The following is an 11,776-nucleotide window of genomic DNA, read 5'->3' on the forward strand; positions in this document are numbered from 1 at the left end:
CGCCTTTTCAATTTACCAACTCAACCGTCACCCACTCAACATCACTTCGCTTCAACCCATCTTCACTGGGCACGGGGTTCAAATTGCGCGCCGTTAAACCACTTTCTGCTGCCAATGCTTGCAGTTCCTCATAGCTTACTGGGTACATAGGCCGCTTTGGGTCGCTTGGGCCAAAGCGCAGGCTTATGTACATTCGCCCTTTTGCAGAAAGTAATTCGGCGAGGCGCTTTATAGCCGTTGGCCTGTCATCTAGTGGTAGGTGCATCCATACGGCGGAAAGCAAAATAAGGTCGAAGTGTTGGTGTTGGTGTTTGTACTTGTGAACGGTAGCTAAATTTGCCAGCGCGGGTAGGGCGGCGTTGCACCAACTCACTTTTTCGTTGGAGTGTTGCTTGGCTAACTTAAGTAATGCTTCGGCAGGCTCTGCTGCTGTTACCTGCCAACCTTTTGCGGCCAGCCAATTTGCATCGCGCCCACTGCCTGCGCCAACGTCTAATGCAGTAGTGGGCTGTGTGTTAGCAAGTGCTTGTTCGAGGTAGCCATGCACACTATCTGCACTTATCGATTGATAAAGCGAGTAGTAGTGTTCTGCATTCGCACTGTAATGGTTAATGGTTGTTTTCAATACTAAAAATCCCTCTTTATATGCAGTGCAGGTGTATTTGCGCGCCGTGTGCGTTTGTTAATTTGGCCGCTGCCTAACTAAAAATTAGCATACCATGAAATTTTATCGCTTCCTCTTTCTACTTGGGCATAACCTTACCGAATCACTCGTAAAAGTTATGCAAATGATAATTATTTCTATTTACATTGCTGCGGCGATGTGTAAAATCTTGCGACCATAAATAACCGAACAACAAAAAGTGTGTACTTATGAAATGGTCAATCCTTACCTTGGCAATTGCTTCTGCAATGAGTTATTCCGCAACCGCAAATACGAGTGCTGAAGCAGACAACTCTAAAGTGAGCGGCTCTGAAATGAACAGCACTGAAATGAATGGCTCTGATATCGACAGCACTCAAATAGAAAATATTGAAGTAAGGGGCTCTTACATTGAAGGGTACGGCGCGCACAAGGCCAGTGGTGCGTCGCGTATTAACTTGCCCATTAAAGACATTCCTCAGTCGGTGTCGGTTATTACCAGTGCACAGTTCGACGATTATCAGCTAAATGGCATTAACGATGTGCTCGATACCGCAACCGGTGTTAACGTGCAACGAGTAGAGACCAGCCGAACCTATTACAGTGCACGTGGTTTCGACATAAACAACTTCCAAATTGATGGCATTGGCCTGCCGCTTATTCGAGGCAACAACCACGGCGATGAAGACTCTGCCATTTACGATCGTATTGAAATTATTCGTGGTGCAAACGGGTTAATGACTGGCGTGGGCAACCCCTCTGCTACGGTTAACTTTATTCGTAAGCGCCCAGGCATGCAAAATGGCCTAACCGTACAAGGCTTAGTTGGCAGCTGGGATAACCGCCGTGTTGAAGTTGACGGCACGTATCGCGTGAATGAAGATTTTGGTATTCGCGGCGTGGCGGTGTCTCAGTCGCAAGAGTCTTATCTCGACCGTTACGAGCAAGAGCGCCAAGTGGCATACTTGTTCGCAGAGTACAATATTTCAGATAGCACCACGTTCTCGGTAAGCCATTCGTATCACACCAACAATGCCGACGGTAATAACTGGGGCGCTAACCCGCTGTTTTATTCCGACGGCACAGCCACTAATTTTGATGTGTCTACCAACACCTCAGCCGATTGGGCCTATTGGGATGTTGAAAAACACAACACCTTAATAGAGCTAGACCACGTGTTTGCCAACAACTGGTACATGCGTGCTACTTACTCCCGTAAAGTAACCGATGAAGACTCAGAGCTATTTTATGTGTTTGGCACGCCTAATCGCGAGACGGGCCTTGGCCTAACCGGTTACGCCAGCGAATATGATCACGATGAAGAAACCGATTTGATTGACGTATACCTTACCGGCGATTTCAATCTTTTTGGGCGCTCGCATGAGTTTGTAGTAGGGGTAAACCATGCCTCTATGACCTTTGAAGATGTGTCGTTATACGATTTCACAACGGGCAATGGCTTTCCTGCAATGCCGCCGCTTGAAACCTGGGATGGCAATGCACCTATTCCTACCCTTGTAGATGGGCTAACGGGCGCCGATGTTGATACAGAGCAGTCGGCAGTGTATTTCACTACGCGCTTTAGCTTAACGGATGACTTGCACGTTACCGCTGGCGGCCGCCAGAACAGATGGGATACCAGCGGCATGTCGTACGATGTAGCGCAAGACGCTGAAGACAGCGAATTTATCCCTTATGTTGGCGTAGTGTATGCGCTAAACGATTCCATTTCAGCCTATGCCAGCTACACAGAAACGTTCTTGTCTCAAACCGAGCTAGACATTAATAACAACACCCTAGCGCCCATTGTGGGAGAGAGTAAAGAAGTGGGCTTTAAAAGCGAGTTTTTTGAAGACCGCCTAATTGCTACAGTGGCTTACTTCGACATTGTGCAAGAGAACCTTGCCATACCCGACCCAGCAACAGCCGATTTACCGCCAGGCGAACAGCGTTTTATTGGCGCTACAGGTATAGAGTCTAGCGGTTATGAATTTGAAGTGGCCGGCGAGCTATTACCAGGCCTTCAAACCAGCATTGGTTATACCGATTTCACCATTGATGGTAACGAGCTGGTGGCAAACTACACGCCAGAGCGACTGCTTAAGTTTGCTGCAACCTATACGCCTGCAAGTTTCGACAAACTGTCTGTGGGTGTAAATGCACGTTGGCAAGACGACACCTCACGTGTGCAGGGTGTTGTGGGTGAAGGATTCGCAAACGCAGGCGATACCATCACCACACGCCAAGATGCCTACACCATTATCGATTTGATGGCCAGATACCGCGTGTCTGACAACTTCTCGGTTGCCTTAAACGCCAACAACGTAACAGATGAAAAATACATCAATAGCTTGTATTGGGCACAGGGTTTTTACGGTGCGCCAGCAAGTTATATGTTAAGCGCAACCTGGTCGCTATAACGGCATAACGGTTTACCGTGCGCTTCAGCTGAGGTGCACGGGCTAAAAATGGAAGGTAAACATGCGTAAAACTCTGTTTAAGTGGCATTCCATAACGGCACTCATTGCAATGGTGCCGCTTTTTGTTATTTCAATTACCGGCAGCATACTGGTATTTAAGCCTGAAATTGATACGTGGTTAATGCCTTCGCACATGAGCGTGCAGGCAGCAGAAGGCCAGCCTCGTGAAAACTTAAATCAGTTAATTAGCAAAGTAGAAGCCACCCATCCCGATTATGTATTGGGAAGTTGGGAGCTATTTGATAACAAGCAGCGCAGCGATGCGGCGTACCTCATCAGTAAGTCTGAGGGCGAATGGTATAAGCTGTATGTCGACCAGTATTCTGCCACGCTGTTATCTACCCCTGTATCGGTAACCCATGATATTACCGACTGGTTACTGTCGCTACATTACACCTTTTTGATGGGCGTGATAGGCACATCCTTCGGGTTTGTGTTTTCTCTTATGCTGTTAGTGCTTGGCATTACAGGCATAGTGTTGCATCGCAAGTTTTGGACTAAGCTATTCACCCTGCGCGTGCAGGCGGCTAGGCGCATCTTTTTTAGCGATGTGCATAAGCTAATAGGCATATTATCTTCACCGGTGCTGCTTATTTTGGCGTTTACCGGGGGCTATTGGAATGCCTCTGAAGTGATACACGAAACCTTAGAACACGGCGACGAACACGCTTATGTTACCGAGGCCATTTACAGCCCAAATCTCGATTTTCAGCAGCTGGTTTATGGGTCGTCTAACGCTATTGAGGGCCACCGGCCCACTTATCTTACCTTTCCTTTTGAACCTGAAGCGCACATTAATGTATTTGGCGAAGTGCCCGGTAAACCCTATCTTTCAAGCGAGTATTCCTCGGTGGTTACCTATAGCCGCGATTCTGGCGAAGTATTAGCTACGTTTGATGTAAGAGAAGAATCGGGCTGGGCAGTATTTGTTGATATGTTTAGAAAACTGCACTTTGGTTATTTTGCAGGCTTACCCAGTAAAATACTGTGGTGTGTGCTGGGTTTAAGCCCCGTGTTACTTGCCATAACTGGCCTGTATTTTTACCTGTTTAGAAAGTCGCCTAAAAAGCCACGGCGCAGGGGGGGAGCCCCTTCGCCTGTGAAAAGCTAGCGCCGCTAGATGAGATCATGCTTACCGCGTATTATTTGCAGTGCTTGTTCTGTACTGCCGTGACAGGCGGCTTATTGCAATGCCGCCTATTAGCCCCGGCAAAACCCAGAACGCATACTGCCATGCGCCAATATCGCTAAATAAGGTACGCCCACCAAATGCTGCAAACGCAGTATATGCCGCAATACCAGAGCCAATATAGCCACCAAGGTGTTCTATCAGCCATGCTTTTGGCGCTACTTGTTTGGCAAATATAAAACGCAGCTGGCTTACGCTTAACGTTAGCCCTAGTGGTGCAAAAACTAGCATTAGAATATGCTGGTGCATAATGCCGATAACCCCAATACAGAGACTTGTTAAGGTTAACAGTACAGCTGGCGCAGTACGACTAACACGGCGAAGCGACAGGCGGCTTTGCTTAGCATCAAGCGCCCATTGCCCCATCATGACCGATGCATACATTTGTACCGCCAAATGCAGTAAAAAGATGGCGAAGCGCTGTAAGTTGGCCACAGCTGCAGGGTTGTCTGCCAAGTTAGGGTTAACTGCAACGGGGGCAAATAGCCACAAGCCAGCTAGCATTACACCGCTATAAATAGTCCACTGCATAGCGTGGCGATAATGAGCGCCAAATTTACGATGATTCAATGCCCCTTTCTTAGCGGTAACAGGAACCCAAAACAATATCAAAGCAATGGCGCCGGCAAGAATGTGGCTGTACAAAACAATTTGGTATGAAATAGTCACTGTTATCTCTTCTTTGTAAACTTGAGGTGATAAGTTTACCGAGATGAGCAAGGGCGCATCAGTGCACAAAGTCACTATCGTAATAGTGACTTTTGGCCTATTCCAATAGCAGTGAAATTACCCAATACTAAGCGCTATGACATTATCTCAATTACGTATTGCTCCAGAACAAAGTGGAGCGCTAGTCACCATATTGGTTGTGGCTAGCACCAATGCCTGGTTACTCGCGGGCTCAGCGAGTGTAAGCACCACTCAGTTTGTGGCTATTATGTTGTGCTTTGCGGTTTTTAGCTTGGTGTTTTTATTGATAAGCCAGGATGAACCCTTCGGTCACGACAAACAGCTTCGTACTTTATTCGTCGGCGTTGAATATGGGCTTGTGCTGGTACTCTTTTCCTTAAGCCCCATGACATTCAACGCTATTTTATTGGTGATTTGGTCTGCGCTATTACCTTATTTTATGCCGTTTAAACGGGCACTTTTACTGTCGCCTATTTGGTCGGCTGTACCATGGCTATTGTTTAGTTGGGTATGGCAGTCGAGTAGCGGTTTGTGGGTTAATGCTCTGCTATTTTGGACATTCAACTTGTTTGCCTTAGTAATGATGGAAAGCCGTAAAAACGCAGAGCGCCAAACCCAGCGCGCTGAAGAAGCGAATAGGGAGTTAAGGGCTTTACAAGATTTAATGCAGCAGGCTAGTCGCAAAGAAGAGCGTACCCGCATTGCCCGCGATATTCATGACTTGGTGGGGCACCACTTAACGGGGTTGTCGCTGCATTTGCAGGTGGCCTCACGCACAGCGTCGCCCGACCAGCGCCCCGCTATAGACCAGTGTTTAGGCATTGCGCGGCTGCTGCTTGCAGACGTTCGCGAAGCGGTATCAGACATGCGTGAATTTAATCAGCTAGATTTACTGCAGGCGCTTAATGCGCTTACCGCGCCTTTAAAAAATAAGATTCGGGTAAAAGTTGATTGCCAAGCTGACATCAGCAATTTAACCCTGCTTCAGGCAACTAATTTACTGCGCTGTATTCAAGAAAGTCTCACTAACACTATGCGCCATAGCAGGGCCGATGAACTTGTGATCAGCATTTACAGCAACGCTAACCAATTGCACATAGACATAAAAGACAATGGCGGCAGCGCTAGCTCTAATATCAATAATGTTATTCAGGGAAATGGCCTCAAAGGTATTCAAGAACGCGTTAGCGAGCTAAATGGCAGTGCAACGTTTATCAACAGCGGTGGAGGTTTTCATACCTCGCTAATACTGCCGGAGGCGAAATGACTAGTAGTGCCGGGGGCGAAATTATGAGTAGTGCCGGAGGCGCAATGATTAGCGTATTGGTAGTAGACGACCAGCAACTATTACGACAGGGGTTATGCAGCCTGCTGGGCCTTTCTGACAAAGTAGAAGTGGTGGGCCAAGCTAACGATGGCGTGGAGGCTATGAACTGGCTACGCGATAACCCGAATGGCGCTGATGTAATGCTGCTAGATATTCGCATGCCGCGCATGACAGGTATTGAGCTGCTCGAAGCCCTTAACAAGGCCAATGCTTCTATTCCAGCTATTCCAACTATTATGCTGACTACCTTCGATGATCATGAAAACCTGATGGGCGCGCTGCGTGCTGGCGCAAAAGGGTATTTATTAAAAGACGTGTCGCTAGAAACCCTAGTAGAAGGCATAGAGGCCGTTAATGCTGGTGAATCACTTATCCAGCCTGCCATTACCACTACGCTTATTAACAGTTTGCAGGGGCTCAACACGTCATGTGACGAACCCGAGCCTATTGAGCCGTTATCGAGTAAAGAGAAAGAAATTTTGCGCCTAATGGCTTCTGGCTGCAGTAACCGAGAAATTGCCGGAGCGCTTTATAAATCTGAAGGCACAGTAAAAAATCAGGTGTCGACTATTTTGGCTAAGCTGGGCGCGCGCGATCGCACTCGTGCCGTGCTTCGGGCGGTAGAACTTGGGGTAATTAGCTAGTACCTGTTTTAAAGGCAGCTACAATTATCGTTTTGGCATAAGATGCGGGGCAAGCGGCGGTCGTCTTGCCGATTCTTTTGGCCCATACCACTTCGCCAAATAATCTAAAATAACCGGCTCTGCGTCACCTAGTGGCCACAGTTTTTGTGTGTCTTGCATCCACCTGATAGTTTCTAACCAACGTTTTTTACTCATGGCGTTTTGCGTAATAAGCGAAGTTGAATGGCACGCGCTACAATGGGCTAAAACCAGATTCGAGCCCTCAGCTATTACTAATCCTGATTGCTTATCTACTGCCGGTTCCGCTGCTTCTGAACTGCTCGCAAACATAGCACTAAAGCCAGTTAAGCAAAGCGCAATAACGAATGAGCGTAACGCTAACATCATAGTGAAGCTCCTGTTATTGGCAGCGGCGTGATCTGTTTATCTTTCATATTTTACGCTATCACTTTTACTGCAACGCGATGACACGCATTGTTTAAATAACCCTTTGGGTTCCAGCCAGGCAGCACCATGGGCTGGGCTTTACCTGTTTCATCCACCGCTTTTGCCCATATTTCATAGTAGCCTGTTTGAGGGAACGAAATACGGGTAGAGAAGTGTTGCCACGCATGTCGGTTTGCGGGGCGAGATAGCTCGGCTTTTTGCCAAGTTTGGCCAAAGTCGATAGAGGTGAACATGTCTTTTACGCTAGTTGAGCCGCACCATGCATGCCCCCTCACCGCTAACGCTTTTGAGAGCTTATGCTGTACACCAGATTGAGGATAGGTGATAAGCGATTTTATCGGCATGGCCTCAATAATACACATTTCATCATCGGGCACGGTTGTGCCTGGTGCCACAGGCTCGCAAGGAACTCGGTAGGCTTTACCCAGCATTTTTGCGCCATCGTGTACCTGGTTTCGAATAACAATTTTGCTTAGCCATTTGCCCGATGTGGAAGCAGGCCAACCTCCAAATACTAAGCGTAATGGAAAGCCATTCATGATGGGTAAGGGGTCGCCATTCATTTCCCAGGCGATAAGCGACTCATCTTCCATGGCTTTACTAATAGGCACGCCTCGGGATATAGCTGCTTTACCCGGCGTTCTGCTTAAATGCTGATCGTTGCCATAGTAACCAATATAAACAGCGTCATCGTTTACGCCCACTGCCTGTAATACGTCTTTTAGCCGAACGCCTGTCCATTTTGGGCAGCCTACCGCGCCGGTGGTCCACTGGTTGCCTGTGGCTGCAGGAGAAAACTCAGCCCTGCCGTTACCGCCGCACTCTAATGTGAGTTGGTAGGTGTAATGTTTAAAGCGTTGTTTTAGCTCATTGAGGGTGAATATTTTAGACTGCTTAGCAGATTCACCCTCTATGGTGAGTGTCCATGTATCTGGATTAGGGGCGCTTGGCACAATACCGTTATTGCGTACAAAAAGGCGATTGGCTGGCGTTACCTTGTCATCAAGCAGGTGTGCGGGTGTTTCTGCATTAACGGGGCGGTCGTTTAATACCACTAGCCCATCTTTACCTGCTATTTCAAAAGGCGTGTCCGATTGTGCAAAGGCGGCGGGAATAAGCCCTGAAGGCATGAACTGTCCGTAAACCACTTCGGCGCCAAGCAGTACCGACAGCGTTTTTAATCCAGATAAGAAGCCTCGACGGCTCATTGGGTTACTGGTTCTGCCAAATACGGTGTGGTCTGCTTTTTCAGCATCGTTGGCGTAAAGTTCATGAAGGCCGCGTTTTTTCACTGCTTTTACCTTTTAAAATTACAGACGTTTGTTTGGTTTGTATGGCTACGCTACTGCTTAGCTAAACAGGCGGTTATAGAAAGTACAAGTAGCCTAAAATAAGTAACGCTATCCATATGGTTTCAGTCAAAATCATCATTATGGGAAGGGCGCCCACTTCGGCAAGTTTGCCTAAGTTCGACTTCATGCCAATAGCGGTAATAGACACCACAAGGAAAAACCGCGATACCTGCGAGCCTGTTCCAACAATGTATTCGGGCAACGTCACAAAGCTATTGAGCAACATCATGGCAATAAAGCCCACCAAAAATAACGGCACTTTAGGTACGTCGCCTTCTTTCATATTTTGTTTGGTGGTGTAAAAGCGTTTAATTATTAGCATCATGATAAGCACTACGGGCATTAACATGGCTACGCGCACAAGTTTTGTTAGCGTTGCCATATCACCGGCTTCTTCCGACACTGAATACCCAGCGCCTACCACCTGTGCTACGTCGTGAATAGTGCCGCCTAAGAATATGCCTGCTTTTATATCATCCATACCCATCTGCGCCGCAATAATGGGGTACACAATCATGGCAATGGTAGACATAGCAGTAACGCCAATTACGGTAAGAAGGGTGTCTCGCTCGTGGTTTTCGCCTTTAGGTAGGATAGTGGAAATAGCAAGAGCGGCAGACGCGCCGCAAATGGCTACCGAGCCTCCGGTTAGAGCACCAAAGCGTTTTTGTAAACCAAAGGTTTTAGCAAGAAAAACACCTAGCACTATGGTGGTGAATATAGCACCTGCCAGCATAAGGGCAGTTTGCCACCCTAGAACAATAAGATCGCCTAGTGCAACTCTTAGCCCCAGTAATACAACGCCAGCGCGCAGCAACGTGCTGGCAGTAAAATCGATACCGCATGAACAGGGCGTGTCTTTTTGATAAAGAAACGACACCGCCATGCCAAGTAACAAAGCGAATAACATAACAGGGGCGTTGTAGTGTTCACTAAGAAATAGCGCCGCCATGCCGGTGATAATAGCAATGCCCAGTCCTGGCCATATATTCTTACACCTTACTGCTATGTCATTCATTGCAATTACCGGTCTGCGGCCACTAAAGCCACTAACACAACTCGTTTTCTATCTCCAGAATAAGGGCGGCGTCCGTGCATAGTGCGATAATTATCAACAACTGCGACATCGCCATCTTGCCATTCAAGGTCGAAGGTAAAGTCTTCAGCAAGTTCAGAGGCCCGTTCTAAACCTTCTTTTGGAATATCACTTCCATCACCAAATGTAATGGCCGATGACGGGTTTTCTCTTACGCCTTTCCAGCCCATGTAAGCGGCAATAAGCTGGTTGTAAAACACTTCAGAGCCATCAGTCATTTCCACTACTGCTGGTAATACGGGGGTAACGGCTTTTAAACTACCGTCTGCCATCCATTCCCAGCTGTATCCCAGTTCGCTTAATTTGGCTTCGGCCTCTTCAACCGTTTCAACGCTTAATGTGCTTTTCCAACTTCTACCTTGGCCTGAGTTTGCATCGTCTGCGGCGGGCATGGTGGTAGTGTACTTCAAACCTTTTTGTTTGAAGTCATCGGCTAGCTGTGGGTTTTCTGCCTTCAGTGCTTCAAACAGTTTGTCTGAGCGACATAGGGGCGTAGCGCCGCCTTCATCAGCGGCCGACTGACAAAAGAAAAATACCTTACTGGGAGAGATGGGCGTTTGCGCCATTTCATGATGTAAGAATATTTCTACATCTTTCGGGGCTTCGTTGGCCGTAAACACGCGCTCTGTAAAGTTTATTCTTACCGCATTAGACAGCGACTCTTGGTACGTGAAGTTTGGATAGCCAAAGCCGGCTGAAAAAACGTCAAATACTTCTGCGCTATCGAGTGGGAACCCACGAAACAATAGGGCACCTGAGCTGGCTAACTTAGCCTCTAATTCCGCTTGGTTTGCTTTAACAAAGGCCACCGTGTCTGCTACGGTTTCACAGTTCGTATTATTTACGACAATAGACGGAAACACATCGTCGTTGTAATGATGCTGAGTAGCCACATTTGCATACGTAACTTCAGAGGTTTCATTGACGTTTTTCATTAATAAGCTCCTAGTCGTAAATAGGGTGGAAACGATTAAATGCAGCTTCGCAGAAATGCCCAGGATCGTTAAAACGACGGTTCATATTGAGCGACGAGATGGCCTGCATTTCTTCATCGCTTAAGCTGAAGTCGAACACAGCAATATTTTCTTTCATACGCTCAACTTTTGAGGTTTTAGGTATGATGGCGTTACCGCGCTGAATGCCCCATCGTAAAACGATTTGAGCAGGCGTTTTGCCGTGAGCTTCTGCTGCTGCTTTCACAACGCTTTGCTCTAAAACAGACTCGGTTTTGTCAGCCATTTCTAGCTCTAAATAAGACAGCGCGCCAAGAGGCGAGAATGCCGTTACTGCTATGCCGTAATTTTTGGCCAGCCGTATTAGTCGCTCTTGAGTCAGGTAAGGGTGAGACTCTATTTGAAGCATAGAAGGCTTGATGCGAGCGTAGCTCATTAAGTCGTTAATAAGCCCAGTGTTGTAGTTACACACACCAATTTGTTTTACCGAACCGGCATCAACAAGCTTCTCCATGGCTTCCCATGTTTTATAAAGTGGTACCGGCGCAAGTTCCATTGTCGGCTCTGCGGCTTCTGGATCGTAGAACCACTCTGGCGGATAGCGAGTTTCAATGGGCACAAACTTTTGCGCTATAGGAAAGTGGATGAGGTACAGGTCGAGATAATCTAGTTTTAAGTCGCTTAATGTTTTGTTAAGCGCTAGGTCAACATGCTCTGGCGCGTGAAAGGTGTTCCAAAGCTTTGACGTGATCCACAACTCTTCTCGCGAACAAATACCTTCAGCAATGGCGCGAGCAATTCCCTCACCCACTTCTTTTTCGTTACCGTAATCGGTAGCGCAATCTAAATGGCGATATCCCGCCTTAATTGCTTCATAGGTTGTATCTGCACAAATGGCTTTGTCTACTTTCCAAAAGCCAAATCCTACCTCTGGTATTTTGTCCATTACGTTATT

General features: G+C 47.4%; 11 protein-coding genes. 4 read left to right on the plus strand and 7 right to left on the minus strand.

The features are described 5' to 3' along the window. Nucleotides 1-7 precede the first annotated feature (7 nt). Nucleotides 8-625: a class I SAM-dependent methyltransferase gene (locus tag GTQ48_RS09775; protein WP_163106523.1), complete on the minus strand. Its 618-nt coding sequence runs from the start codon at nucleotides 623-625 to the stop codon at nucleotides 8-10. Nucleotides 626-978: 353 nt separating this feature from the next. On the opposite strand from GTQ48_RS09775, the gene GTQ48_RS09780 reads away from it, so the two are divergent. Together GTQ48_RS09780 and GTQ48_RS09785 are read left to right on the plus strand one after the other, a co-directional pair. Further along, nucleotides 979-3,063, plus strand: a complete 2,085-nt coding sequence (locus GTQ48_RS09780; protein WP_239060077.1) for a TonB-dependent siderophore receptor — start codon at nucleotides 979-981, stop codon at nucleotides 3,061-3,063. Nucleotides 3,064-3,124: 61 nt separating this feature from the next. Further along, nucleotides 3,125-4,234, plus strand: coding sequence for a PepSY-associated TM helix domain-containing protein (locus tag GTQ48_RS09785; protein ID WP_163106524.1), 1,110 nt, complete (start codon nucleotides 3,125-3,127; stop codon nucleotides 4,232-4,234). 21 nt (nucleotides 4,235-4,255) lie between these two features. Here GTQ48_RS09785 and GTQ48_RS09790 read toward each other — a convergent pair whose 3' ends face one another. Beyond that, nucleotides 4,256-4,981, minus strand: a complete 726-nt coding sequence (locus GTQ48_RS09790) for a hypothetical protein (protein ID WP_163106525.1) — start codon at nucleotides 4,979-4,981, stop codon at nucleotides 4,256-4,258. A gap of 136 nt (nucleotides 4,982-5,117) precedes the next feature. On the opposite strand from GTQ48_RS09790, the gene GTQ48_RS09795 reads away from it, so the two are divergent. Both GTQ48_RS09795 and GTQ48_RS09800 read left to right on the plus strand, forming a co-directional pair. Then, nucleotides 5,118-6,269 carry an ATP-binding protein gene (locus GTQ48_RS09795; protein ID WP_163106526.1) on the plus strand — a complete coding sequence of 384 codons (1,152 nt, stop codon included), beginning with the start codon at nucleotides 5,118-5,120 and terminating at the stop codon, nucleotides 6,267-6,269. Nucleotides 6,270-6,313: 44 nt separating this feature from the next. Then, nucleotides 6,314-6,973, plus strand: a complete 660-nt coding sequence (locus GTQ48_RS09800; RefSeq protein WP_163106670.1) for a response regulator — start codon at nucleotides 6,314-6,316, stop codon at nucleotides 6,971-6,973. Between the two features lie 24 nt (nucleotides 6,974-6,997). Here the strand turns inward: GTQ48_RS09800 and GTQ48_RS09805 are convergent, their stop codons facing one another. The 5 genes from GTQ48_RS09805 to GTQ48_RS09825 all read right to left on the minus strand — a co-directional run bounded on the left by GTQ48_RS09805 (nucleotide 6,998) and on the right by GTQ48_RS09825 (nucleotide 11,767). Continuing rightward, nucleotides 6,998-7,303 carry a hypothetical protein gene (locus GTQ48_RS09805; protein WP_163106671.1) on the minus strand — a complete coding sequence of 102 codons (306 nt, stop codon included), beginning with the start codon at nucleotides 7,301-7,303 and terminating at the stop codon, nucleotides 6,998-7,000. 107 nt (nucleotides 7,304-7,410) lie between these two features. Then, nucleotides 7,411-8,712, minus strand: coding sequence for a sulfite oxidase (locus tag GTQ48_RS09810; protein ID WP_338023309.1), 1,302 nt, complete (start codon nucleotides 8,710-8,712; stop codon nucleotides 7,411-7,413). A gap of 73 nt (nucleotides 8,713-8,785) precedes the next feature. Then, nucleotides 8,786-9,790 (minus strand): YeiH family protein, encoded by a 1,005-nt coding sequence (locus GTQ48_RS09815; protein WP_163106527.1) that lies wholly within the window; start codon nucleotides 9,788-9,790, stop codon nucleotides 8,786-8,788. A 5-nt stretch (nucleotides 9,791-9,795) separates the two neighbouring features. After that, nucleotides 9,796-10,803, minus strand: coding sequence for a TauD/TfdA family dioxygenase (locus GTQ48_RS09820; RefSeq protein WP_163106528.1), 1,008 nt, complete (start codon nucleotides 10,801-10,803; stop codon nucleotides 9,796-9,798). Nucleotides 10,804-10,813: 10 nt separating this feature from the next. Continuing rightward, complete coding sequence (locus tag GTQ48_RS09825) at nucleotides 10,814-11,767, minus strand: aldo/keto reductase (protein WP_163106529.1); 954 nt, start codon at nucleotides 11,765-11,767, stop codon at nucleotides 10,814-10,816. Between the last annotated feature and the right edge of the window lie 9 nt (nucleotides 11,768-11,776).

The sequence above is a fragment of the Alteromonas genovensis genome (genome assembly GCF_010500895.1).
Lineage (GTDB): Bacteria > Pseudomonadota > Gammaproteobacteria > Enterobacterales > Alteromonadaceae > Alteromonas > Alteromonas genovensis.